19 protein-coding genes, 1 pseudogene and 1 other annotated feature are annotated in these 25,159 nt (G+C 45.0%); of the genes and pseudogenes, 12 read left to right on the forward strand and 8 right to left on the reverse strand.

Annotated elements, in window-relative coordinates; genetic code table 11:
• Window positions 1-499 precede the first annotated feature (499 nt).
• From clpB to rluD, 3 genes are all read right to left on the reverse strand, one after another.
• On the reverse strand, window positions 500-3,073 hold the full coding sequence (gene clpB, locus L1D31_RS18095; protein ID WP_239838456.1) for an ATP-dependent chaperone ClpB: 2,574 nt from the start codon (window positions 3,071-3,073) through the stop codon (window positions 500-502).
• A 112-nt stretch (window positions 3,074-3,185) separates the two neighbouring features.
• Entirely contained in the window at window positions 3,186-3,914 is a 729-nt protein-coding gene (gene pgeF / locus L1D31_RS18100; protein WP_239838457.1) for a peptidoglycan editing factor PgeF, read from the reverse strand.
• 1 nt (window position 3,915) lies between these two features.
• Window positions 3,916-4,893, reverse strand: coding sequence for a 23S rRNA pseudouridine(1911/1915/1917) synthase RluD (gene rluD, locus L1D31_RS18105; protein WP_239838458.1), 978 nt, complete (start codon window positions 4,891-4,893; stop codon window positions 3,916-3,918).
• Between the two features lie 130 nt (window positions 4,894-5,023).
• On the opposite strand from rluD, the gene L1D31_RS18110 reads away from it, so the two are divergent.
• The 7 genes and pseudogenes from L1D31_RS18110 to yjjX all read left to right on the forward strand — a co-directional run bounded on the left by L1D31_RS18110 (window position 5,024) and on the right by yjjX (window position 13,448).
• Window positions 5,024-5,749, forward strand: coding sequence for an outer membrane protein assembly factor BamD (locus L1D31_RS18110; RefSeq protein ID WP_239838459.1), 726 nt, complete (start codon window positions 5,024-5,026; stop codon window positions 5,747-5,749).
• Between the two features lie 112 nt (window positions 5,750-5,861).
• Window positions 5,862-7,303: pseudogene (locus L1D31_RS18115) on the forward strand (lytic transglycosylase F).
• Between the two features lie 343 nt (window positions 7,304-7,646).
• Window positions 7,647-7,976 carry a ribosome-associated translation inhibitor RaiA gene (raiA, locus tag L1D31_RS18120; RefSeq protein WP_239838460.1) on the forward strand — a complete coding sequence of 110 codons (330 nt, stop codon included), beginning with the start codon at window positions 7,647-7,649 and terminating at the stop codon, window positions 7,974-7,976.
• 128 nt (window positions 7,977-8,104) lie between these two features.
• Window positions 8,105-8,226 (forward strand) — a sequence feature (Phe leader region).
• Between the two features lie 13 nt (window positions 8,227-8,239).
• Window positions 8,240-9,418 (forward strand): prephenate dehydratase, encoded by a 1,179-nt coding sequence (gene pheA / locus L1D31_RS18125; protein ID WP_239838461.1) that lies wholly within the window; start codon window positions 8,240-8,242, stop codon window positions 9,416-9,418.
• 158 nt (window positions 9,419-9,576) lie between these two features.
• Entirely contained in the window at window positions 9,577-10,620 is a 1,044-nt protein-coding gene (locus L1D31_RS18130; protein WP_239838462.1) for a spermidine/putrescine ABC transporter substrate-binding protein, read from the forward strand.
• Window positions 10,604-12,949, forward strand: coding sequence for an EAL domain-containing protein (locus tag L1D31_RS18135; RefSeq protein ID WP_239838463.1), 2,346 nt, complete (start codon window positions 10,604-10,606; stop codon window positions 12,947-12,949). The genes L1D31_RS18130 and L1D31_RS18135 overlap by 17 nt, the downstream gene beginning before the upstream one ends.
• On the forward strand, window positions 12,915-13,448 hold the full coding sequence (gene yjjX / locus L1D31_RS18140; RefSeq protein WP_239838464.1) for an inosine/xanthosine triphosphatase: 534 nt from the start codon (window positions 12,915-12,917) through the stop codon (window positions 13,446-13,448). The genes L1D31_RS18135 and yjjX overlap by 35 nt, the downstream gene beginning before the upstream one ends.
• Window positions 13,449-13,473: 25 nt before the next feature.
• Here the strand turns inward: yjjX and trpR are convergent, their stop codons facing one another.
• Entirely contained in the window at window positions 13,474-13,770 is a 297-nt protein-coding gene (gene trpR, locus L1D31_RS18145) for a trp operon repressor (protein ID WP_239838465.1), read from the reverse strand.
• A gap of 30 nt (window positions 13,771-13,800) precedes the next feature.
• Window positions 13,801-15,756, reverse strand: coding sequence for a murein transglycosylase (sltY, locus tag L1D31_RS18150; protein WP_239838466.1), 1,956 nt, complete (start codon window positions 15,754-15,756; stop codon window positions 13,801-13,803).
• 259 nt (window positions 15,757-16,015) lie between these two features.
• Here sltY and ettA point away from each other — a divergent pair, with 259 nt between their 5' ends.
• The 3 genes from ettA (at window position 16,016) to L1D31_RS18165 (ending at window position 19,191) form a co-directional block, all read left to right on the forward strand.
• Entirely contained in the window at window positions 16,016-17,683 is a 1,668-nt protein-coding gene (gene ettA / locus L1D31_RS18155) for an energy-dependent translational throttle protein EttA (protein WP_239838467.1), read from the forward strand.
• Window positions 17,684-17,850: 167 nt separating this feature from the next.
• On the forward strand, window positions 17,851-18,222 hold the full coding sequence (locus tag L1D31_RS18160) for a PilZ domain-containing protein (RefSeq protein WP_239838468.1): 372 nt from the start codon (window positions 17,851-17,853) through the stop codon (window positions 18,220-18,222).
• Window positions 18,223-18,231: 9 nt separating this feature from the next.
• On the forward strand, window positions 18,232-19,191 hold the full coding sequence (locus L1D31_RS18165) for a M23 family metallopeptidase (protein ID WP_239838469.1): 960 nt from the start codon (window positions 18,232-18,234) through the stop codon (window positions 19,189-19,191).
• 69 nt (window positions 19,192-19,260) lie between these two features.
• Here L1D31_RS18165 and tyrA read toward each other — a convergent pair whose 3' ends face one another.
• Together tyrA and L1D31_RS18175 are read right to left on the reverse strand one after the other, a co-directional pair.
• Window positions 19,261-20,388: a bifunctional chorismate mutase/prephenate dehydrogenase gene (gene tyrA, locus L1D31_RS18170; protein ID WP_239838470.1), complete on the reverse strand. Its 1,128-nt coding sequence runs from the start codon at window positions 20,386-20,388 to the stop codon at window positions 19,261-19,263.
• A 24-nt stretch (window positions 20,389-20,412) separates the two neighbouring features.
• Window positions 20,413-21,486 (reverse strand): 3-deoxy-7-phosphoheptulonate synthase, encoded by a 1,074-nt coding sequence (locus L1D31_RS18175; protein WP_239838471.1) that lies wholly within the window; start codon window positions 21,484-21,486, stop codon window positions 20,413-20,415.
• A 240-nt stretch (window positions 21,487-21,726) separates the two neighbouring features.
• Between L1D31_RS18175 and L1D31_RS18180 the strand changes: the two genes are divergently transcribed.
• Both L1D31_RS18180 and btsR read left to right on the forward strand, forming a co-directional pair.
• A complete protein-coding gene (locus tag L1D31_RS18180) occupies window positions 21,727-23,400 on the forward strand; it encodes a sensor histidine kinase (RefSeq protein ID WP_239838472.1) in 1,674 nt (557 codons plus the stop codon).
• Window positions 23,401-23,409: 9 nt separating this feature from the next.
• Window positions 23,410-24,132, forward strand: a complete 723-nt coding sequence (gene btsR / locus L1D31_RS18185; protein WP_239838473.1) for a two-component system response regulator BtsR — start codon at window positions 23,410-23,412, stop codon at window positions 24,130-24,132.
• A gap of 43 nt (window positions 24,133-24,175) precedes the next feature.
• On the opposite strand, the gene nagZ is transcribed toward btsR, so the two are convergent.
• Complete coding sequence (nagZ, locus tag L1D31_RS18190) at window positions 24,176-25,159, reverse strand: beta-N-acetylhexosaminidase (protein WP_239838474.1); 984 nt, start codon at window positions 25,157-25,159, stop codon at window positions 24,176-24,178.

Here is a 25,159-nt window from a genome sequence, read left to right on the forward strand (position 1 = left end):
GCCATGATCAAACTCTTCAATTTAAGATTTTGTCGGCTCAATGAATACTGAACATTACATAACGTAATGTTTGAATTGACTGTGCTGAATCCGAAGATTCAATGGTCACTTCGTWTCATTGAAACCTAATTTGAAGCCGAAGCTTCTAATTGGATTATCATCAACGAGTGCCCACACAGATTGATAGGTTTATATTGTTAAAGAACTATGTTTCGAGCTTAACTCAAAACGGACGGTCATTTTAGCGAGATAACTTATAGTGTCAAACACTTTTTCGTTATTTCTCTTAAAGTTAAATCAGATAACTCTAAGCCGTCTGTTGCCATCGCTTTTCAGTTCGGTATCCCGTGACAACGAGGGCGCATTATAGGGACTTAATCAGGTAGTACAAGCCTAAAATTAAAAAAAATGTCTCTTTTCAGTTTATTCGCTCGTAAATTAAACAAGACGGTATAAATAGCAGCAAAAAGGGCCACGAAGGCCCTTTTAGAATTACTGGTTATTGGTGTGCAATGATCTGATCTTTATTTACTAGAAGTTTAACCGGCTTATCAGGAACAACTTTCCCTGCCAGAATTGCTTTAGCTAATGGATTTTCAACGTTTTGTTGGATTGCACGTTTTAGTGGTCGCGCTCCAAAGACAGGATCAAACCCAACTTGAGCGATAAGCTCTAGAGCCTTGTCGGACACTTCTAACGAGTAGCCTCTCTCTTCCATACGTACGGATAGTCTATGCAGCTGAATAGATGCAATAGACTTAATGTGTTCCTGACCAAGTGGATGGAAAACAACACTCTCATCAACACGGTTTAGAAATTCAGGGCGGAAATGTTTGTTGACGACTTCCATCACCTGTTCTTTCATACCTTGATAATCTAAAGAGCCAAAGTTTTCCTGAATTCTCGCCGATCCTAGGTTGGATGTCATGATGACAACCGTATTGCGGAAATCAACGGTACGACCTTGGCCATCCGTTAAACGACCATCGTCAAGCACTTGCAACAGAATGTTGAACACGTCTGGATGCGCTTTTTCAACTTCATCTAATAAGATTACTGAATAAGGTTTTCTGCGCACTGCTTCAGTCAGGTAACCACCTTCTTCATACCCCACATAACCAGGAGGTGCGCCAACAAGTCTCGCTACGGAGTGCTTCTCCATAAACTCAGACATGTCGATACGAACCATGGCATCTTCACTGTCAAACATAAAGCTCGCCAGCGTTTTGCACAATTCTGTTTTACCTACACCTGTTGGACCTAAGAATAAGAAGGAACCAATTGGTTTATTCGGATCCGACAGCCCTGCTCGGCTGCGGCGGATAGCATTGGAAACCACTTCTACCGCTTCGGTTTGACCAATCACACGAGCATGCAGTACCTCTTCCATGCGTAAAAGCTTTTCTTTTTCAGCTTCTAACATCTTGGACACTGGAATTCCGGTCTGCTTGGACAATACTTCTGCTATCTCATTATCCGTAACTTTATTACGCAATAAGGTCATTTCCTGCATTTCAGCTTGAGTCGCCAAATCCAATTGTTTCTCTAGCTCAGGAATACGGCCGTACTGTAGCTCAGACATGCGGTTAAGATCACCAGCACGACGAGCAAACTCCATATCCATTCGAGCTTGTTCTAACTCAGCCTTAATATGCTGAGTCCCTGATAACGCGGCTTTCTCGGCGTTCCACACTTCTTCCAATTCAGCAAATGCACGTTCTTTATCATTCAGTTCTTCATTGAGATTACTTAAGCGCTTTTCACTGGCTTCATCATGCTCGTTGATCAGTGCTTGCTGTTCGATTTTAAGCTGGACAATTTTACGTTCCAGTTTATCGAGCGATTCGGGCTTAGAATCAATCTGCATACGGATACTAGACGCTGCTTCATCGATCAAATCTATCGCTTTGTCTGGTAACTGACGATCGGACACGTAACGATGTGATAAGCTTGCAGCTGCAACAATCGCTGGATCGGTGATCTCTACGTGATGGTGCAGCTCATAACGCTCTTTCAAGCCACGTAAAATAGCAACGGTATCTTCTACAGACGGCTCATCCACCAGTACTTTTTGGAAACGACGCTCTAACGCAGGGTCTTTCTCTATATATTGGCGGTATTCATCCAGTGTGGTCGCTCCCACACAATGAAGTTCACCACGTGCCAAAGCAGGCTTAAGCATATTGCCCGCGTCCATTGAACCTTCACCTTTACCGGCCCCCACCATGGTATGAATTTCATCAATAAAGAGAATGACGTTACCTTCTTCTTTAGATAATTCATTAAGCACCGATTTCAGGCGTTCTTCAAACTCACCACGATACTTAGCTCCCGCAACGAGCGCTCCCATATCAAGAGACAATACTCGTTTATTGCGTAAACCTTCAGGTACCTCATTATTAATGATACGTTGTGCAAGTCCTTCGACAATTGCTGTCTTACCGACACCAGGTTCACCAATAATGACAGGATTGTTTTTGGTTCGACGCTGTAGGACTTGAATCGTTCGACGAATCTCATCATCACGCCCAATAACCGGATCTAGCTTCCCTTGCTCAGCTCGCTCCGTTAAATCAATCGTGAATTTTTCCAAAGCTTGGCGTAATTCTTCCGCATTTTGATCATTCACTTTCTGACCGCCACGAATTTTATCAATGGCATCACTTAGCTTCGCCTCAGTTAAGCCTAACTCTTTTAAGAGCTCACCAAGTGGTCCACGGTCTTCAATCGCGGCCAAGAGGAAAACTTCGGAGGAAATGTAGGCGTCTTGCCGCTTTTGTGCGACTTTGTCACACAAATTAAACAGTGTTCCCATCGAACTGGATAACTGAACATCCCCACCAATACCACTAACTTTGGGCAAGCGATCTAGGATCTCACTTAGCTTAGAGCGTAAATGCGTAACATCGACATCAAGCATAGTCAGTAGTGGACGAATAGGACTGCCATTCTGATCCATCAGTGCCACCATCAGGTGTACAGGCTCGATGTATTGGTGATCACGGCCTAACGCCAGCGACTGTGCGTCAGATATCGCGATTTGAAATTTGCTTGTGAATCTGTCAAGACGCATATCTACCTTCCTAACCTCAACGGAATGAACTCTTATAATCAGTATGAGAGATGGATACGCAACAATCGATTTTCAAGGGGAAAGAACTAAGTTTCCTTAGTTAAAAAGAGGGTTATTTGTCTATCCAGATAAACGATGCCTGTCGGCCTGTGGCGCCATCACGGCGGTAAGAGAAGAAGCGTTGTTGATCAAGATATGTACACAGATCACTATAATACACATCAAACACTCCGACTTTGTTCAGGCGCTGAGTCACTAATAGATTCATATCTGCCAACCATTTCCCTTGCACCTCTCTCGACGAGAATGCTTGCTCGGCGGCGGGGTCAAAGGAAACAAATGCTTGAAGTACATCTTCACCGACTTCGAAGACTGACGCACCGATCGCTGGTCCAATCCAAGCCATCACTGGCCCATCAAACTTAGCTACAGCATTTTCAACAATACCACCAGCTAACCCTCGCCAGCCGGCATGAACTGCAGCCACTTGAGAACCTTGGGTATTGGTCAATAATACGGGTAAACAATCTGCCGTCATGGCAGAACATACCACTCCACGTTGCTGAGTAAACAAACCATCCGCATCTAACATATTTCGCGTTGGCTGGTCCGCTTCTAACACAAGCGTAGAGTGGGTTTGATTAAGCCAAATTGGCGAACTTGGCATGTGAGATTGATTCGCCAACCATTGCCGATTTTGCTCAACAATCTCTAATTCATCCCCAACGTGTGCACCGAGGTTCAAACCTTGATAAACACCCGTCGAAAACCCTTGCAGTCGAGTTGAAGCAAAAGCTTTCACGTTTTTTGGTGCAGGCCAGTTAGGGAGGATCATTTCCATATCAGAACTCGTCTTCTAGCCCATGCTGTTGAGTATCTTGACGAAGCGCTTCAGCCATTTCGACCATGTCATCAGGTACTGGCGCGTGGAATTCTAATTCTTCTCCAGTCACAGGGTGATCGAATTTTAACATCACGGCATGCAGTGCCTGGCGATCAAACTTGCGAATCATATCAGCCAACTCTTCCGAAGCACCGGAAGGAATGCGGGCTCGGCCACCGTATGCTGAATCCCCCAGCAAGGGATGCTGAAGGTAAGACATATGAACACGAATCTGGTGGGTACGACCGGTTTCAAGACGCAAGCGGATACGAGTATGCTCACGAAAATGTTCAGCAACACGATAATGGGTCACGGCAGGTTTGCCCATCGGACTCACTGCCATCAATGTCCGCTTAGTCGAATGGCGGCCAATAGGCTGCTCCACTCGGCCACCCGCAGTCATACGACCAATCGCAATCGCTTCGTACTCACGAGTAATATTGCGTTTTTGCAGTGCACGCACCAGACGCGTCTGAGCAGGCACCGTTTTCGCCACCACCATTAAGCCTGTGGTGTCTTTATCTAAACGGTGCACAATACCTGCACGCGGCACTTCGGCAATATCTGGATAATGATGTAAGAGTGCATTAAGAACCGTACCATCTGGGGTACCCGCTCCCGGGTGTACCACAAAATCACGAGGTTTATTGATGACCATAATATCATCATCTTCATAAACGATATCCAACGGGATGTCTTGCGCTTCCCAGCGCTCTTCGTCTTCCAACTCGGCTTGTAGCGTTATCGTTTCTCCGCCCATAACTTTAGTGCGGGGCTTAGTCACAACGTCTCCATTAACTTGGACTTTTCCATCCAAGAGCCACTCTTTCAGGCGAGAACGTGAAAAATCGGCGAATAATTCTGCAATTGCCTGATCAAGACGCTGACCTAATTGACTATCTTTTACTGTATTGGTTAATTCAATCTGCTGAGCCATATCGAACTTTTTTAAAAACTGTGAGACTAATTGTCACTAGTGTGGAAGAATATCGCTCCATTGTATCTGCTACCGACAAGAAAGTAACGGAAGCGACAGAAATATTTATCTCAAGGAATCGAATCCTGACATGAAAAAGCATACTTTATCTGGCTTATTGGCATTATCCGTTTTGGTTGGCTGTTCAAGCAGCGAAGAAATCGTCCCGGATGTACCGCCATCAGAACTTTACTCAGAAGCACAGGTATCGCTGCAAAGTGGCAATTGGTTAACGGCTATCGATAAGCTGGAGGCTTTAGACTCTCGCTACCCGTTCGGTGCTTACTCAGAACAGGTTCAACTTGACCTGATTTATGCCTACTACAAAAACGATGATTTAGCACTCGGTCTTGCAACTATTGAGCGATTTTCTCGTCTCAATCCAACTCATGAAAAGCTGGATTGGGTATTGTACATGCGTGGTTTAACTCACATGGCGCAAGATCGTAACTTTATGCATGATCTGTTTGATGTGGATCGTAGTGACCGCGATCCAGAGCCTGTAAAAAAAGCCTTTGCGGATTTCAAAAAGCTGCTCGAGCGCTATCCAAGCAGCCCATACGCCACAGATGCGCAAAAACGTATGGTTGCACTGAAAAACCGCTTGGCGGAATACGACCTTGCCACTGCTGATTTTTACCTGCGTCGTGAAGCTTGGATTGCAGCCATCAACCGAGCTCAGGAGTTACAAAAAACCTACCCTGATACGGAAGCTGCGCGTAAGTCTCTTGAGATTCAACTCGCTGCCTATGAACATCTAGGCTTAGAGGACGCAGCCAAGCGTACTGAACAGTTGATCGATTTAAACCCGCAATAACAGCAACGATATGAAAAAACCGCCTCTAATTACAGGCGGTTTTTTATTACTGTTTTTTGCTGAGTAATGGGTTAAGAACTACCTTTAATAGACGTTCTGTTGAGGGTAATTCATGAGTCGTACTGTATTGATTCTGATTTTGTTCACAGCTACATGGAACCATGCGACTGCTCTGTCTTTATCACCTTTACAAAAACACCTTACTTTGGTGATCTCGCTGAACTGGAAAAGAAAGGGGTGATTAGAGTTCTCGTTTCAGCCGATCTTGGCTTCTACTACATTGAAGGCGGTCAACCAAAAGGCATTCTCGCTGAGCTGTTATATCACTTTGAAAAAGAATTAAGGCAGCGCTCCTCTTACTTAAATCTGCAGATTATTCCCGTTCACAGAGACGAGCTGCTGCCCTCTTTAGAAAAAGGCTATGGCGATCTGATTGTTGCCAATCTGACAATCACCTCCTATCGCTCGGAGTATATCGATTTTAGTATTCCGGTTTTACAAGGCGTTAGCGAACTGCTCGTCACTCGTAGTACCACCCCAACAATCACTGACTTAAAACAACTCAGTGGTAAAGAGATTTGGGTCCGCGCCAGCTCTAGTTACTTCGAAAGCTTACAAAAAGTAAATCAAATGCTCGATGAGCATAATTTACAGCCTGTCACCATTCGTTTTGTCGAAGAAACGCTACAAGATATTGAAATCATAGAACTGGTCAATCAAGGTCATATTGATGCAACCGTGTTAGATAGCCATAAAACAGAGCTTTGGCTTAAAGTGATGGAAAACATCTCAGTGCACGATCAGGCCCCACTACGTACAGATGGGAAAATTGCCTGGGCAATGCGTAAACAAAGCCCTCTCCTCCAATCCTTCGTTAATCAATACCTCTAAAGAACCCGTTCAGGTACTCTACTGGGCAACGTTATTTACGACAAATACCTAGATCACACGGGCTGGTTGAAGCGCATTCTTAATCCAGAGCACGTGACGCGCTTAGATGCATTATCAGAAATATTCGCCAATTACTCAGCACAATACGATTTTGACCCATTGATGATCTCTGCCCAAGGTTTTCAGGAATCAGGCTTAGAGCAGAGCAAGGTGTCACACACAGGCGCAGTAGGCGTCATGCAGGTATTACCCAGCACAGCCAAAGATCCCAACGTCGCCATTCCTGACATCTATCAAGTGGACAACAATATCCATGCGGGCGTGAAATACATGTGTTTCCTTAAAGATCGCTATTTTAGTGATGATGACATCACGCCCGACAATCAGGTTTATTTTTCCCTTGCTGCCTACAATGCCGGGCCCGCCAATATTCGTAGAATGCGCCGCTTAGCTAGTCAACAGGGCTACGATCCAAATCAATGGTTTAGACACGTAGAAATAATCGCGCGGCGACACATTGGACGAGAACCCGTTCATTATGTTTCCAACATCAATCGCTATTTCATCATTTACAAGCAACTGAATGCATTAAAACAACAAGATCACACCCCATCAAGTAGTGCAGATATACCTGATTTATTTGTTCCTAACATCGACGAATAAGAACGCGAACGTGACAACACCATTCGTTACGGGGTGAAGAAAATAGCTGTGTGGATCTGATCACATAGAAGAGTGGACAATAAACAACCACCTGTTTTTGTTAGGTCGCATCTGAGCCCTAAAAAGCGGATGATTTTTAGTATGTTACCTCACCCCAATCTAGCGATATTTTTTATCCGTACAAGCTTTTTATCTGCTGAATACACTCAGTATTTGAGGTAGATCACGTTTAATTTCAATCCCAAAACACACTCACGAAACAGTGATTAATGTCACATTATTTTCCACTTAGACGAGTAACCTGAAGTTAAACCCATGAGGGATGCTACAGAGGAAAACATCTATGAAAGTAAATATCACTGGTAAAAACATCGACATCACCTCTGCAATCCGCGCTCATATCGAGAGCAAATTTAAAAAACTAGAAAAATGGCAAGTAGACATCATTGGATGTCAGGCAAGCTTCAGCGAGGAGCCAAACAAACAGAAGAAATTTGAAGCTGTTATTACTGTCCCTAAAGGCCAACTTGTCGCGTCAGCTACCCACGAAGACCTATACGTTGCTATTAATGACGTAGAACAGAAACTGGAGCGTCAGCTAAATAAATTGCGTCACAAACCAGAAGCCCGACGTACAGAAAAACCAGAGCTAGAAGAGATAGAAACGGAATAATGGTCCACTCACAATGATGAGTGACGTAAGATTTAAAAAGTAGCGCCAAACGGCGCTATTTTTTTGCTTGACGCTCACTAAGTGGTTGCTTATTGTGTTGACAGCATCACAACAAAGTAACGATTTATGGCTCTAAACACCCTGTTCTTTTTTGACTTCTTTTTTCTCCACTAAGTTTGGAGGCTCTCTCGTTTTCGAAAGAAAAGTCAAAAACGAACAGGAAGCCTCCCAAACGGGAGGCTTTTTTTATGAAGGAATACAGGATGACCGAACAAAAATACTCACTCGATGAAATTCGCTTACGTTTAAATGAGCTGGACGACGAAATGTTAAAGCTCTTATCCGAGCGAAGAAAACTAAGCATTGAGGTTGCCAAGAGTAAAGTTCAAACATCCAAGCCCGTGCGCGATGCAGCGCGAGAGCAACAACTGCTAGTCAAACTGATCAATGCTGGCCGTGACAAATATGAGCTTGATGCTCAATACATCACTAAATTATTTCATACCATCATCGAAGATTCTGTTCTATTGCAACAGTCTTACCTGCAGAATTTAGCCAACCCCGAGCTAAGTCGCAAACCCCTCGCTCGCGTCGCTTTTCTTGGTTCCAAAGGCTCATACTCTCATTTGGCGAGCCGCGAATACTTCAGCCGTAAAAATACCGAGCTTATCGAACTGAACTGTGAACACTTCAAAGAAGTGACCCAAACCGTCGAGTCCGGTCACGCTGACTACGGTGTTCTACCGATCGAAAACACTAGCTCTGGTTCAATTAATGAAGTGTACGACTTGTTGCAACATACCACTTTGTACATTGTGGGCGAAATGACGCTACCGATTGAACACTGCCTAGTCGCGACCTCAGACATTCGATTAGAAGAGATTAAAACTCTTTACTCACATCCCCAACCGCACCAGCAGTGCAGTGAATTCCTAAGCCGAATGAAAGGCGTAACGCTTGAGTCCTGTGCCAGTACGGCAGATGCCATGCAGAAAGTCAAAGAAATGAACCGCAGTGACGTGGCGGCAATCGGGAACGCCTCAAGCGGCAAACTCTATGGTCTTCAATCTATACAAGGCAACATTGCAAACCAAACCGAAAACCACACTCGTTTCATTATCGTGGCACGTAAACCTGTGGAAGTTTCTAGTCAAATTCCTGCGAAAACGACTCTTATTATGTCAACATCGCAAGAAGCCGGTTCTTTGGTAGCAACACTGCTAGTCCTGCAAAAATACGGCATCAATATAAACAAGTTGGAATCACGCCCAATTATGGGGAACCCATGGGAAGAAATGTTCTATGTTGATCTCGAGTCTCACCTCGAGTCAGAGGACATGCAGCAAGCGCTAAACGAGCTAACCCAGCTGACAAAACATTTAAAAGTGTTGGGTTGTTACCCAAGTGAGAATATCAAGCCAACCACAGTCAAACTTCAATAATTCAACAATACAGATCAAATAAATTACTGACAGGGACTGACACCAACCATAAATACACCTAATATTCCGCGCCTTGGTTGCATATTAGGTGTGGTGGCAGTCCTTCACTCTAATAGGCGTTATCTATTCATAGAACCGAAGGTCACTTCTTGGCTGATATGAGAACGATACTTCTATATTCCCTCACTCTTTTCGTACACAGCTTGCCTGCCCAAGCCAATCCCCCCCTCAATGTCTATATGTGGGAAGACACTCTCTCACCTAATGTCATCAATGACTGGCAATCCGCTACGGGAACACCGCTCAAGTTGTCCCATTTCGATAATGACGATGAGCGCAGTCTACTTATGATGAAAGGTGTACTGTTACCTTTTGACTTGGTCGTATTGGATAATGTTTCAGCACAAATTTACGGACGTTTGGGCTCTTTTGAGGACCTAACCCAACTGAGTAATCGTCAGCATAATGACGACAAATGGCTACGAGCCTGCGGTAATTATGCCGTTCCGTATTTCTGGGGCACGGTGGGGATAGTCTATCGAAAAGATATGGTCGAGAAACCTCCAACCAGCTGGCAAGAGTTCGTCAATCCGCCTAAAAATTTAGAAGGCAAGATTGGCATGATCAATGACAGCGTTGAAAGCTTCCTGCCTGTTTTTTACAGCTTAGGTATCGCTCCAACAGAGGAAAGTGAAACTCTTTTCCAGCAAGCCTACCCCGCTCTACAGGCATTTAGCGATAAAGTCCTAACCTACGAATATATTCTGAGTTACATCCGCAGTAATAAAAATGCTCAAAAGCTTGCTATGGCATTGGCTTATAGTGGCGATCAATATTCACTCAACCGATATTACGCAGGTAATCAGTGGGCATATACCATCCCCAAAGGTGAACTGTATCTTTGGGTCGATTGCCTAGCCATCAGCAGTCATTCAGAGAACAAACCAGCAGCAAAAGCCTTCCTAGAATACCTCATGGATCCCACTGTGGCTGCAAAAAATGCAACAGACATCAAAGCTGCAACACCAAACTTAACGGCGTTAAAACAGATGCCAGATTGGTATCTAGATGATGCATCATTGTTTCCAGAACAACAGCGAGTCGAGCAAGGACGTGTAGATAGCGAACTCTCGGCGTCAAACATCAGCTTACGAGCAAAAATAATAAATCGCATTCTGAAACACCATGAAGCTCAGTACTAGAGTTCTGTTGCTAGTCTCTCCAGTCATCCTAATCAGTGCTGCATTTTCTAGCTACGGTATCTACAACAACCAAAAAGACGCATTAATAAAGCGCGAATACAGCTACCTCCAACTTACGATGGAGAAGCTCGCCGGACACTTTCGTCAGTCGGTGGCATTACTGAACAGCTACTCTCTTACTCTGACAAAGAGTGACATTATTCGTCACTACTTCGGTCAACAAGATAACCCTTATCGAGAAATGGAGCTGATAGATAATCTGCAGACGACCATAGCTAACCTTCAGGCTAACCAACAGAATGATATTTCGGTCGCCATTTTAGACCATAATCGAGCCCCCAAGTTTTACGCAGATAATCAAACCGACCCCTTCTCTAAACTTGATCAAAATGTGTTTCATTTTGTCGATCGTACTTATCGTCGTACCGGCAATGCGTTCTACACTGGCTTTACAAAGAATCACCAAGGCCAAAGCATATTGGTTCGCTATGATGTACTGGATACCAACACGCTGATTTCCCCGCTCAGCTACAACACCGATAAGGTGTTCTTTATTGTGGTGTATCTGTCTTTGGATAAGTTTGATCAACTCAAGCACCTCATCGAGTTTGATAACGACAGCAGCATCTTTTTCACTGACCAGCCAGTCATTAAATCAGGCCTCACTCAGTCGGTCGAGCTCAAACCCAACTTATACGCAGTACTCGACCCTGCTCAGTATTTATTGGCAAAAAAACTCAACAAAATTGAACAAAGGTTGATGCTATTTTTTGGCGCATCCACCATAGCAACAATACTTATCTTGCTGTTCTTACTCCATCGACGAGTTATAAGCCCCATTACCCAACTTGAACGACAGCTTCAGGAAGTGGAACGGCATAAACGACAAAATATAGAGAAGCTCAATAGTAACGATGAAATTGGTCGCTTATCGGTGCGATTCTATGAGATGTACAAAGAACTCAATTCGAGTTATCAGAAAACCAAAGCGATGGCCGAAAATGATCACCTCACTCAATTAGCCAATCGCTATCAATTTCAAGTCTATGTGGAACGGACTATCGCGAATAAACTGCTGCATACTCATGCTTGGATCCTGTACATCGATTTAGATAACTTTAAATACGTCAACGATAAATATGGTCACCACCTCGGGGACTCGCTACTGGTTAATTTTGCCAATCATATTCGCGAGGTATGTCGTCAGTACGAACAGTCTCATGGCGTAAAATGTATTGCATCCCGGTTATCAGGCGATGAATTTGCCATTTTTATCGCCTCCGCTCATCAGAACGATTACCCTGACAAAGTGGCTCAAGCAGTGTTAGAGCCGATTCAAAATCCGCAAAGCTCATCGCTGGGCAGCTTTCCAATCACCGCCAGTATTGGGATTGCAACCTACCCTCAAGATGGCCAGGACCTCGCCAAACTGCTTTCTAATGCCGATACCGCTATGTATCAGGCAAAACGTGCTGGTAAGAATCAAGTCGCGCGTTATTCGGAGGAATTAGACCAAATTGTTCGTCGCCGAACTCAGATTGAGCATGCATTAAGAAATGGTGAATTTGATGACGAATTCCACCTAATGTATCAGCCCTACTTTGACCGCTCAGGGACAAAAATCGTCGGCGTTGAAGCTCTACTGCGCTGGGAGTCACCCAAGATGGGCAAAGTAAATCCTGGTGAGTTCATTCCTATTTCAGAAAAAACAGGGCTATTTGGAAAAATCGATCGCTGGGTCATAGAGCAAGCATTCAAGGACTTCGTCGTCTTGCAAAGCTGCTTTGAGTCGCCAATTCAGTTATCGATCAATCTCTCGTCTGCAGAGTTAGATTCACTACAACTGGCACGGGATATACAGCGCTCAGCCAAGCGACATCACGTTGTCCCAAGTCTGGTTGATTTTGAAATCACTGAAACCTTCGCCACCGATTCACAAAGCTATTCATTGCTACACGAACTTTCCTTAATGGGCTTTAAGCTTGCGATTGATGACTTCGGTTCCGGCTATACATCTATCACTCAGCTTGTAGAATACCCAGTACAGAAAATTAAGCTCGATCGTGAATTTCTCGCGGCACTGATCAAGACCAACAACCAGAAGGTGGTGAAACCACTGGTCGATCTGTGCCACTCACAGTCAATGATTGTTACAGCAGAAGGCATAGAGTCTAAAGAAATGCATCAATGGCTGGCGGAAAACCAATGTGACTACATGCAAGGGTATTTCCTCTCTCCGCCAGTTTCACTCTCCGAGCTAAAGTTCCTCAAATCATCAATACAAGGAAACCATCATGTCGATGAAGAAAGTTATTGTCGCTTCGCTTAATCCAGCCAAAATAAATGCCGTCAAAAGTGCGTTTCAAGCGACTTTTAGCTCCCAATCGTTTGAATTTGTTGGTGTGAATGTAGCCAGTGAAGTCGCTGATCAACCGATGAGCAATGAAGAGACACATACCGGAGCGCTCAATCGGGTTCGTAACGCCAAAGCCACTCAGCCTGATGGAGACTATTACGTGGGGCTTGAAGCTGGTATTGAAGATAACATCACGTTTGCCTGGATGGTGATCGAGTCTGACACCCACCGCGGCGAATCTCGCTCTGCCAGTTTGATGCTTCCACCGGTTGTCATTGAGAAGCTCGCTCAGGCCAACGAGCTCGGCGATGTAATGGACGAAATATTTGGCACAGAGAATATTAAACAAAAAGGCGGAGCGATAAGTTTATTGACGCAAGATCAACTGACTCGCAGCAGCGTCTATCATCAAGCATTGATATTGGCATTAATTCCATTTACCAATCCAGAGCATTTCCCCGCGAATCTCTGATAAGAATAAAGGTGCGAGAGCACCTTTATTTGGGTTCAAGTAACACTGAGATTTCAGCCTTTTCTGCTTCGCTCTTCGATTTCAGCTCATTGGATCCACGAGTAATAGTGGCGACCCCCACCCCTAACATCTGACTGATTTGACGCTGAGACAATTCACCTTTAAGCAATTCACGACATATATTGACCCTTGCGATTAAAGACTCTCTCTCATCAGGTGTCAGCAGCATCGTCAGCAACATTTCATGCTGATCGGACTCCACGCTACTTTTTATCAGGTCTAAGACCTGTTGCCAGTCAGTATACTCGGGTTGTGTTGCCATCTGTTCTCGCTACCTAGGAACGCCATAAAATCAGTACCTGGTGTCAATTTCATTTTGGTTGAGGAACGCACCATCGACCCCTAACAGGTTGCGATAATAGGTTTCAAACATCAAAACGTTTTGCACGTAACCACGAGTTTCCTTAAATGGAATAGCTTCGATAAATGCATAAGCATCCAACTTACCTTGGGTACGCTCGCGCCAGGTTTTCACTCGGTGTGGCCCTGCATTATACGCAGCAAACGCAAAAATTCGATTATTATCGTATCGTTCTAACAAGCCTTTGAGATAGTGGCTACCTATCTCGATGTTCTTACCGACCTCATATAAGTCGTTACTATTGCGATAGGCGAGTTGGTACTTACGTGCCGTATACTTGGCGGTTGATGGCATTATTTGCATAATCCCGCGAGCACCGACAGGAGAACGCGCTTCCACATCCAAACCACTTTCTTGCCTTGCCAAAGACATCAAAGTGATTGGGTCAATGCTGTGCTTTTCGCCATAGAAATTAAACCACCAACGATGCGCAACTGGAAAACGCAGCTCAAGGTTATCCCACATTTTCGCTTTAATGCTCGCAGTTACCGTCAAATGAGACCAATCTTTGTAAGAGGCATACGCTGCCAACATTTCCTTTTGCTGTGAATTGGCACGATTTAATAACCAGCGCCACTCACTTTTCGCTGCGGCTATTTTATCCCGCTCAATCAGCTCTTCAATACGAACTAAAGCCGTCCTAAATGGTTTGACCGTTTGCTGTTCAAAAGAAATGGTAGAGACAGGATAATTTATCGAGCGTTTAATCTCTTTAGCTGCCGCTACACTATAAAAATTCCGCTGACCAACCAACCCCTCAAGACGCTGACTGCCTCGAGTAGTGTCGCCTAGTACCACTTCGCTACGACCTAGCCAGTATTGCCAGCGTAAACTTTGCTGCTTTTCTTCAGACAAGTAGCTGATCCAACTTTCAACTCCGTGCCAGTCAGCTTCCTGTATCGCTAAGCGCACTCGCCGCTCTATCAGATTATCATTACTAGAGGTGGCTATCTTTTTATCACGCCATTTTGCCAGCGATTTAGACTCAGTATTCATTAGTCTAAAAGCAATATAATCCGCCAATTTCTGCTTTTCATCTTGGGGCATACTTTGGGCTTTAGTTGCTTTATCAAAGGCCTCTTGAGCCATTCGAACATCTTTTCGAGCCAGTTTCTTCAGCGCGAGACCAGTCTGAGCACGAGACAGATCGTTGTCCGGATGCTGGCGAGCAAAATTGACCACACTTTCTGGACGATTGAACAGTGCCTTCATGTCTAAAGCCTGTTGGCGAGCTTTATCTGAGTCCAATAGCTTCTTGAGATAGTTCATCAAAGATCCATTGCGCGCTTCGAACGCCAACAACATACGCTCAAGGATTTGCTGATCAGTTCTCAGCCCAGCTCTGTCCCAGGCATCAAATAGAGGGTCACAAGCATCAGCAATACTCTGCCCCGAATGCCAAAGTTTTTCCGCACCAGAAAATGCCTGATCTTTTTGACCCGTCTGGTAAAGCGCATGGTAGTAATGACATTGATAAGTTTCGCCACGAGGTTCAACCGTCTGAAACTCTATCAACTTCTGCCACTGCTTTTGTCTGGCAAGACTATCTATGTATGGTGCCCGAATACGACTTGAGAATGGCAAAGTACGGTTGCTCTCAATGAAAGCTTCAACTTCGGCTGGAGAACGCAGTCCAATATTCACTAAAAATGCACGATAGTCTGTGTAGGGTGTTAAAGGGTAGTCTTTGATCTGGTTACGGATTTTTTGATATTGAGTGACCTGATCATTATCGAGGTATTCTTGGGCCTGATCATAAATCTTCCGCTGTTGCTGGAGATCGCTCGCCATTGCTGAAGTGGCTATGCTTGCGCTGCAAACCATCGAAACCCAGGTCAGAATCGATGAAGGAATGCGATGCAGCGACTTTGAAAACGTCAGCATCATAAATTCTCGTCCCGTTGAGAATAAGTCATATGGTTATTCATTTATGCTTATTGTAAGCAGCCGTGTAAAGCGTATAGATGCAAATAATAATAAATTCACACAACTGTGACATAAGTTGCACCACAACAAATGATTTGTTCACTTATCCATCAATAACCTAATTAGTTCCTTGCCGACCTCATTTCGAAGGTAACAAAGCCCGTCATCTTGGTATAAAATGCTTCTTCTACGTGAATTGAAATTTTAGGAACGATCGGCAATGGCTGAATACGTATATACTATGTCGCGGGTGAGCAAAATCGTGCCACCTAAGCGTCAAATTCTGAAAGACATCTCGCTAAGCTTTTTTCCTGGCGCCAAGATCGGTGTTCTTGGTCTAAATGGTGCTGGTAAATCGACACTTCTTCGAATTATGGCAGGTATCGATACTGACATCGATGGTGAAGCACGCCCACAACCTGGATTGAACGTCGGTTACCTACCGCAGGAGCCTGTATTAGACGAGTCTAAGACCGTACGTGAAATCGTTGAAGAAGCGGTATCCGATGTTGCAGGAGCAATGAAGCGTCTTGACGAAGTATACGCAGCGTACGCCGAGCCAGATGCTGACTTTGATGCACTCGCAAAAGAGCAAGGTGAACTTGAAGCGCTAATCCAAGCCAAAGAAGGGCACAATCTTGAGAACGCCCTGGAGCGTGCCGCGGATGCACTGCGCCTTCCTGAGTGGGATCAAAAGATAGAACACCTATCTGGTGGTGAACGCCGTCGTGTTGCCATCTGTCGCCTGCTTCTTTCTAAGCCCGATATGCTGCTACTCGACGAACCAACCAACCACCTTGATGCAGAGTCTGTTGCTTGGTTAGAACGCTTCCTAGTGGACTACACAGGTACTGTTGTCGCTATCACCCACGACCGTTACTTCCTAGACAATGCCGCAGGCTGGATTCTCGAACTTGACCGTGGTGAAGGTATCCCATGGCAAGGTAACTATACGTCTTGGCTAGAGCAGAAAGATGCGCGCCTACAACAGGAAGCCTCTCAGGAAAAAGCTCGCCAGAAAACGATTGAAAAAGAACTGGAGTGGGTTCGTCAAAATCCTAAAGGTCGTCAGTCTAAATCTAAAGCTCGTATGGCTCGTTTTGAAGAACTACAAAGTGGCGATCGCCAGAGGCGTAACGAGACTAACGAGCTGTTCATTCCACCTGGTGAGCGACTAGGAGATAAGGTTATCGAAGTCAATAACCTGTCTAAATCTTTCGATGGTCGAGTACTGATTGATAACCTGTCGTTCAGTATGCCTAAGGGTGCTATCGTGGGTATTATCGGTGCTAACGGCGCAGGTAAATCGACTCTGTTCAAAATGCTTAGCGGTACTGAACAACCAGACTCTGGCACCATTGAAATGGGTGATACTGTTAAACTGGCCTCAGTTGATCAGTTCCGTGATTCTATGGATGACACCAAAACCGTTTACCAAGAGATCTCTGAAGGCGCAGACATCATTAAGATCAATAACTTTGAAATTCCAGCGCGCGCTTACTGCTCACGCTTTAACTTTAAAGGCAGTGATCAGCAGAAAGTCATTGGTGAGCTATCCGGTGGTGAGCGTAACCGCGTTCACCTAGCGAAGCTACTTAAAGCTGGCGGTAATGTTCTGCTACTCGATGAGCCGACCAACGATCTTGATGTTGAAACGTTACGAGCATTGGAAGAGGCCCTACTCGAATTCCCAGGTTGTGCCATGGTTATCTCGCACGACCGTTGGTTCCTTGACCGTATCGCCACACACATTATTGACTACCGTGATGAAGGACAGGTGAACTTCTACGAAGGTAACTATACTGAGTATATGGAGTGGCTGAAGAAGACCTTAGGTCCAGAAGCAGCGGAACCGCACCGAATCAAATACAAGCGTATTGCGAAGTGATTCTGCTTGAAGTTTGTGCAAAGGCCGCTAATATAGCGGCCTTTATTGTATATTGATTCACAATACGGGTGGTTTTTACCGTGTTTTAAATCAATAATGCGAACCGACGCGTATAGCAGTCAGTCCTGATTTGATAGCCTTATTGGATACCATTAAGAGAGACAACTATGATCGAACGCCGTCGTTTTTCGCGCATTGTTTACCAAACACAAGCCTTGCTATCTCAAGACAACAAAGTGGTGAAATCCTCTTTGTGCGATTTATCCTTGCATGGACTGCTGCTGACGTCGGATGACGCAGACTCGCTTGATGTCGACAGCATGGTAGATGTAACATTCTCGCTTCAAGATAGTGATATCACGATTGAGCTAGTCGGCAAAATTGTGAGCCTCCGTAACAATGTGATTCGTATGAGTATTGATCATATTGATATAGAAAGTATCGGACATCTTAAGCGGTTAATTGAATTGAATGTCGGTGATGATGAACTCCTACATAGAGACATCGAACACCTGTCAGACTTGGGTGAATACACCTAACCGAGCCGTATGTCCAAACAGATCATAATTTCTATCCCCTCGTCATCTGGGGAGCAACTTTTTCACGTTTCAAGAAAAGCCCTTCTTTTTACTATTATTGGCTCAATCAGTGTGCTTGGACTCAGTACGATGATCGCTTATTACAGCTGGTATCAACACAGCTCCTCCCGCTCTCAAGTGGCTCAATTACTCAAACAACTCCATCAAACCGAGCAACAATATCAGCAGCAAGTGGATGAAACTCACACCCTATCTCAGGAACTTGAAGAGAAGCGCGACCAGCTCCATACCTTAGGCAAACGAGTTTATGATGTAGAATCGGTACTCGGTCTAGCTGATGACACACAAGCAGAAGAAAACAACCTACTCAGTCGACTGGATGCCGCGGCTATCGACTCTGCAGTGCGAGCTACTATGTTTCGGATGATTCCCAACGACGCGCCAATGGATTACCTTCGTATCTCCTCCTCCTATGGTAAACGAACTAACCCTATCACGGGTAAACGTCATACCCATACGGGGATCGATTTGACCTGTAAGCGTGGAGAACCCATCTACGCTCCCGCTGATGGTGTTGTCGAAACAGTTCGTCCAAGCACAAAAGGCTTTGGTAACTTTCTAACTTTGAGGCACTCTTTTGGCTTTGTGAGTTCTTATGCCCACTTAGCTAAGTTTAAAGTTCGCAGTGGACAATTCGTCAGTAAAGGCGATCTGATTGCAGCTTGCGGCAATTCAGGTAACTCAACTGGCCCACACCTGCACTATGAAGTTCGCTTTCTCGGCCGTGCACTCAATCCGCAGTACATGATGGACTGGACACCAGAAAACTTTAATTACCTGTTTGAAAAAGAAAAGAAAGTGAAATGGGCACCACTGGTTAAGCTAATCAACAACACAGTTAGATTGCAGGTTAACCTGACTCATCAGCCCTATGAGGAGCAGTCGGTCCACACAGTAAAGAACCGATGAAGGGTAGATTAATCGACAAAAAAGAGCTGCCTAGGGCAGCTCTTACAATATCTGGTTAGGAGTTATAGGTTAGCCACGATGAATGGAATCATTTGCTTGCTTCAGTAGATTCTGGCTTTCATGCATAAACTGCTGCGAGTAGTCACCAAACCACTCACTCACTTTATTGAAGCTCGTAACAAACGCCTGCTTATCCTTACCATCCAGCACTTTTAGAGCTTCGCCAAAGCATTGATGGAAACGTTTGATCATCTCGATATTTTCATCGGAAGAAAGGATAATATCACCGTAAAGGTTAGGGTCTTGACCAAACAGTCGACCAACCATCGCCAGCTCTAATCGGTAAATGGGGGAGCTTAACTGCAGCAACTTCTCAATGTTCGGATTTTCACGGCTCAAGTGTAGGCCGTAAGCAAAAGACGTAAAGTGACGCAGAGCCTGAATCAAAGTCATACCATGATCGTGCTCTGAGGCATCAATCTGGCATAAGCTAGCACCCCAAATAGAGAACTGTTTCAGTAGCCACTGGTAATGCTCTTCACCGCGGCCATCACAGTACACAATTACCTGCTTTGCCAAGCTTGGAACATCGGGGCCAAACATTGGGTGAAGACCAACAACCGGCCCTTGGTGGACACTTAACATGCCTTGAAGAGGCTTAGACTTAATAGAAGTTAAGTCACACAAAAGACAATCTTTTGGTAGGTTACCCAGCTTTTCAATCACCCCCTGCGTTAGGTGAATAGGGACAGTTACGACAACCAACCCAGCCTCTGCCAACATTTCATCTGCTTTGTCCCAGTCCTGACTACCCAGCACTTTGACATCATAGCCAGACAATTTGAACATACGACCAAATAGCCCACCTAACTGGCCGTTACCACCCACAATCACCACAGAGCGCAATTCGGGGTTTAAGCACTTAAAACCAGAATCTTTTTCACTAGCGTACGATTCACGCATGGTGCGACGAAGAATGTCTTCAATCAACTGAGGCGGTACACCTTTCTTCTCCGCTTCTTCACGACGTGAAGCTAACATGGCCGCTTCACGATCTGGTGCATAAATCGGCAGGCCGTGTTCACTTTTCACTTCACCGACCTTCTCAACCAAAGTCAATCGCTGCGCTAATAAATCCAGAATCTGTTTGTCTACTGCGTCAATTTGATCACGCAATTCATTCAATTCAACGGCCATGATGTTCCTTGTTACTCTTCTCTTTTAACCTTTCAGACGGTCTTCCAAGAATGGGACCAGCTCTGTGTGTGCGTGACGCAATAGTGCCTCAGTTGTATCCCAATTGATACAGGCATCGGTAATAGATACGCCATATTGCATATCATTGAGAGGAATATCCGACGGCTGGTTACCTTCATTAATATGACTCTCAATCATTAGGCCGATAATCGATTTGTTGCCTTCGCGGATTTGATGGATGACGTCCTCTGCGACCAAAGGCTGGCGGCGAAAATCTTTGCGTGAGTTAGCATGGCTACAATCCACCATCAGAGAGGCATCAAGACCAGCTTTCGCCATATCCTGCTCACACTCAGTCACAGAGACTGAGTCATAGTTAGTTTGCTTTCCACCACGAAGAATCACGTGGCCATTTGGGTTGCCTTGGGTAGTGAGAAGCGCAACTTGGCCTTCACGACTGATACCCATAAAGCGATGACTTGATGACGCAGCCTGCATAGCATTGATGGCTGTTGCCAAGCTACCATCAGTACCGTTCTTGAAGCCGATTGGCATCGAAAGGCCGCTCGCCATTTCGCGGTGAGTCTGAGATTCGGTAGTACGTGCACCAATTGCCGCCCAACTGAATGTGTCCGCTAGGTATTGAGGACTGATCGGATCCAGCGCTTCTGTTGCGAGAGGGATTTCCATTTCAGCAAGCTCGATCAGAAGTTGACGCCCTACATGCAAGCCGTGCTCGATGTCGAAAGTGCCATCGAGATGCGGGTCATTAATTAAGCCTTTCCAGCCCACCGTAGTACGTGGCTTTTCAAAGTAAACACGCATAACAATGTAAAGTTGATCACTGAGCTGTTCAGATAAGGCTTTGAGTCGCTTCGCGTACTCTTTAGCTGCATCAATATCGTGAATTGAACAAGGGCCACAGACCACCAACAAACGGTGATCTTTCTTATGAATGATGTTGGCGATAGTCTGGCGAGACTCTTGAATGAAGCGACGTGCATTATCGCTCAAAGGCAGCTTAGTTTTCAGCTCTTCAGGTGTAATAAGAACTTGTTCTTCGCTAATATTAATATTGCTCAACTCACTTTTTTGCATAACTCAAACCTGTATTTATTTTTTTACACCCAATTAAATACATCTCTAATGGGCTGCGAATAAACATAAAATAACAGCCTAAAAACAAATTTCAAGGTGTACACATTAAAAAACATACTGTAAATTTAACTTTACATTATTATCATTTGAGCTAGTTAGTTGAAAAACTTCGACTCAAGCATATTTTCTTCCACTTATCTTTTCTAAAATAAGCCTATAACCCAGCATATTATTTCACTCATGGATCTCATTCTTTCCTTACTTCAGCAGATGTGTGTCTACTTAGTCCTTGCTTATATGCTAAGTAAAACCCCCATTTTCCTGCCATTGCTGAGTATCTCTAATCGCCTAACACACAAACTCAGTGTCTACGTACTGTTTTCCCTGTTTTGTGTCATGGGGACGTACTTTGGTTTGCAGATCAATGATGCGATTGCCAATACCCGAGCGATAGGAGCCGTGATGGGTGGTTTATTTGGTGGGCCTGTGGTTGGGTTCTTTGTCGGGTTAACAGGTGGTTTGCATCGCTACTCACTTGGCGGCTTTACCGACCTTGCTTGTGCTATCTCGACCACCGCAGAAGGTTTGATAGGTGGCTTATTACACACCTATCTGCTCAGGCGGGGCAAAGGTGCCCAACTCTTTAACCCAAGCGTGGTATTTGCGGTCACCTTGGTGGCGGAAATAGCCCAGATGGCGATCATTCTGATCGTCGCTAAACCATTTGATCAGGCATATTCATTAGTCTCTGCGATTGCAGCACCAATGATCATCGCAAACTCAGTCGGCGCAGCGCTGTTTATGAGCATACTGCAAGATCGAAAAACTATCTTTGAAGAGTACTCGGCGACCTTTTCACGCCGAGCATTAAACATTGCTGAGCGTTCGGTCGGTATACTCGCTTCGGGTTTCAATACCCATAATGCCGAGAAGATTGCGCGTATCGTGTATGAGGAAACCAACGTAGGGGCGGTTTCAATCACAGACAATGAGAAGATACTTGCCTTTGTCGGTATCGGCGATGACCATCACAAACCTGAAACCCCTATTTCATCACAAAGCACATTAGACGCCATTGCACGTAATGACATCATTTACCTCGATGGCAAAGACAAACCTTATCAGTGTTCCCTGTCTAAAAACTGCAAACTAGGGTCTGCTCTGATTATTCCTTTGCATGCAGGTGACAAGGTTATTGGCACCATTAAGCTGTACGAGCCTAAACGTAAGCTCTTTTCAACCATTAATATGTCCATGGCTGAAGGCATCGCTCAATTACTTTCCAGTCAGATCTTGTTTGGTGACTATCAGCAAAAACGTACCTTACTTTCCCAAGCTGAAATAAAGCTGCTCCATGCACAAGTCAACCCACACTTTTTATTTAACGCACTCAACACGATTAGCGCCGTGATTCGACGCGATCCCCCTAAGGCGAGGGAGTTGATTCAGCATCTGTCACATTTCTTTCGCAGCAACCTCAAACAAAATGTAGAAACGGTTACCCTTAAAGAAGAATTAGCGCACGTTAATGCTTATCTCACCATAGAAAAAGCGCGCTTTACCGACAGGTTAGAAGTAGACGTTGACATTGATTCCGCTCTACTGGAGAGAAAACTGCCCACTTTTACTCTTCAACCCTTAGTGGAAAATGCTATCAAACACGGCATTTCAAATCTTCTGGAAGGGGGAAGAATTCGGATTTACAGCCAGAAGTTGCCCCAAGGCTATCGGTTATGCGTTGAAGATAATGCGGGCATCTACACACCACCTGCAGATCATCAAGGCCTGGGAATGCAGATCGTCGACAAGAGACTGACTAACAAATTTGGCCCGGTAGCATCGATCAGTATCGAAGTGACGCCACACCAACTGACTCGAATGAGCTTCCTCATTCCCGAGAAAAATATCGATTAGGAAACAAACATGCTTTCTGCTTTAGTCATAGATGACGAATTATTTGCTCGAGAAGAGCTGACAGAGCTGCTTGAAGAATCAGGAAAGGTCACCGTCTTGGAGCAGGCAAGTAATGCTATTGAAGGCTTAAAAAAAATCAATCAACTTAAGCCCGATGTGGTGTTTCTTGATATACAGATGCCACAAATCACAGGCATTGAACTACTAGGTATGCTCGATCCAGACACCATGCCGAAAGTTGTGTTTGTCACCGCCTACGATGAGTTCGCTATTCAGGCGTTCGAAGACAACGCATTCGATTACTTGTTAAAGCCCATTGATACTTGTCGGTTAGAGAAAACCATTAAACGACTTCTTAGGTCTGTCACTCATAATACTCAACAACAAATCTCCGCTCTCACACCAACCAGCTTAGATCAGGTACCCTGTACCGGACTCAATCGGATTGTCATCATTCCAACTCAAGATGTAGAGTTTGCCTACAGTGATATCGGTGGTGTGCACGTCCAAACAGCAGAGCAGAAAGCCACTTCACAACTAACACTCAAAGTACTGGAAGAGAAAACCCCGTTAGTGCGCTGCCACCGCCAGTTTTTGGTCAACATCAAAGCCATAAAAGAGATCAAATTACTTGAGAATGGGCTAGCAGAAATCATCACAGTCAGTGATCACCCTATCCCCGTTAGCCGTCGTTATTTGAAAAACCTCAAAGAGATGCTTGGCTTCCACTAAAAAGAGCCGCGATTGCGGCTCTTGTTCACTCGTTACTTTCAACTTATCCAATAACGCGTTTCATGGCTTCGGATGCCTGCTTCCACTCGTCACTGCTACGCAGATCAGACAAAGTGAAAGATTGTTTCTTCAATAGCTGACTAGCTTGTGGTGTTTCCATTACAGGCAGGTTATCCAACACTTCAATCTGCGCATCACGCTGATTACACACTAGTACCATGTCACAACCCGAGGCCAGAGATTGATGCGCACGCTCGGCAGGGCCACCCATCACAGACGCGCCTTCCATCGTCAGGTCATCAGAGAAAATAATGCCATTGAAGCCCAATTGTTTTCTCAGCACATTCTTAAGCCAAAACTCAGAGCCACTGGCAGGCTGGTCGTCATAATGAGGGAACACCACATGCGCAGGCATCATGGCATCCAGCAAGCCAGCCTCGATCTGAGCTTTAAAAATCGCCATATCCTGTTCGAGAATGGTGTCTCGCTGATCATAGGGGGTTTCCAGATGCGAGTCCGCAATCACACCACCATGGCCGGGAAAGTGTTTACCTGTCGTTGCCATGCCCACCGCTTTCATGCCGCGCATGTAGGCATTGCTGTGACGGATGATGGTATCGACGTCTTCACCAAATGAGCGGCTACCAATCGCCTTACACTCATGGCCTTTATCGAGTACCGGAGCAAAGCTTAGATCAATGTCATGAGCAATCAACTCAGCTGCCATCAACCAGCCACCTTGCTCAGCCAACTTTTCTCCATTCGCTTGCTTGGCATAGGATTCCGCCGCAGGGATAAGGGAAAAGCCTTCCTTGAAACGTTGAACTCGCCCTCCCTCCTGATCAACGCCAATCAAGATGGGACGCTTCGCAGCCTGGCGAATCGACTTATTCAGTGCTAATAATTGCTCATTATCGTGGTAATTTCGTGCAAACAGAATCACTCCACCAACCGTTGGATGCTCAAGAATATTTTTATCTTCTGCGCTCAGTTCGCAACCTTCTACATCAAGCCATAAAGGTCCCAT

Origin of the sequence: Vibrio sp. Isolate23, assembly GCF_022398095.1 — a bacterium.
Taxonomy (GTDB): Bacteria; Pseudomonadota; Gammaproteobacteria; order Enterobacterales; family Vibrionaceae; genus Vibrio; species Vibrio coralliilyticus_A.

Excerpts from the sequence above, each read along its gene's own strand:
- clpB (WP_239838456.1), bottom strand. The coding sequence starts at position 3,073 with ATGCGTCTTGACAGATTCACAAGCAAATTTCAAATCGCGATATCTGAC.
- pgeF (WP_239838457.1), bottom strand. The coding sequence starts at position 3,914 with ATGGAAATGATCCTCCCTAACTGGCCTGCACCAAAAAACGTGAAAGCT.
- rluD (WP_239838458.1), bottom strand. The coding sequence starts at position 4,893 with ATGGCTCAGCAGATTGAATTAACCAATACAGTAAAAGATAGTCAATTA.
- L1D31_RS18110 (WP_239838459.1), top strand. The coding sequence starts at position 5,024 with ATGAAAAAGCATACTTTATCTGGCTTATTGGCATTATCCGTTTTGGTT.
- raiA (WP_239838460.1), top strand. The coding sequence starts at position 7,647 with ATGAAAGTAAATATCACTGGTAAAAACATCGACATCACCTCTGCAATC.
- pheA (WP_239838461.1), top strand. The coding sequence starts at position 8,240 with ATGACCGAACAAAAATACTCACTCGATGAAATTCGCTTACGTTTAAAT.
- L1D31_RS18130 (WP_239838462.1), top strand. The coding sequence starts at position 9,577 with ATGAGAACGATACTTCTATATTCCCTCACTCTTTTCGTACACAGCTTG.
- L1D31_RS18135 (WP_239838463.1), top strand. The coding sequence starts at position 10,604 with ATGAAGCTCAGTACTAGAGTTCTGTTGCTAGTCTCTCCAGTCATCCTA.
- yjjX (WP_239838464.1), top strand. The coding sequence starts at position 12,915 with ATGTCGATGAAGAAAGTTATTGTCGCTTCGCTTAATCCAGCCAAAATA.
- trpR (WP_239838465.1), bottom strand. The coding sequence starts at position 13,770 with ATGGCAACACAACCCGAGTATACTGACTGGCAACAGGTCTTAGACCTG.
- sltY (WP_239838466.1), bottom strand. The coding sequence starts at position 15,756 with ATGATGCTGACGTTTTCAAAGTCGCTGCATCGCATTCCTTCATCGATT.
- ettA (WP_239838467.1), top strand. The coding sequence starts at position 16,016 with ATGGCTGAATACGTATATACTATGTCGCGGGTGAGCAAAATCGTGCCA.
- L1D31_RS18160 (WP_239838468.1), top strand. The coding sequence starts at position 17,851 with ATGATCGAACGCCGTCGTTTTTCGCGCATTGTTTACCAAACACAAGCC.
- L1D31_RS18165 (WP_239838469.1), top strand. The coding sequence starts at position 18,232 with ATGTCCAAACAGATCATAATTTCTATCCCCTCGTCATCTGGGGAGCAA.
- tyrA (WP_239838470.1), bottom strand. The coding sequence starts at position 20,388 with ATGGCCGTTGAATTGAATGAATTGCGTGATCAAATTGACGCAGTAGAC.
- L1D31_RS18175 (WP_239838471.1), bottom strand. The coding sequence starts at position 21,486 with ATGCAAAAAAGTGAGTTGAGCAATATTAATATTAGCGAAGAACAAGTT.
- L1D31_RS18180 (WP_239838472.1), top strand. The coding sequence starts at position 21,727 with ATGGATCTCATTCTTTCCTTACTTCAGCAGATGTGTGTCTACTTAGTC.
- btsR (WP_239838473.1), top strand. The coding sequence starts at position 23,410 with ATGCTTTCTGCTTTAGTCATAGATGACGAATTATTTGCTCGAGAAGAG.
- nagZ (WP_239838474.1), bottom strand. The coding sequence starts at position 25,159 with ATGGGACCTTTATGGCTTGATGTAGAAGGTTGCGAACTGAGCGCAGAA.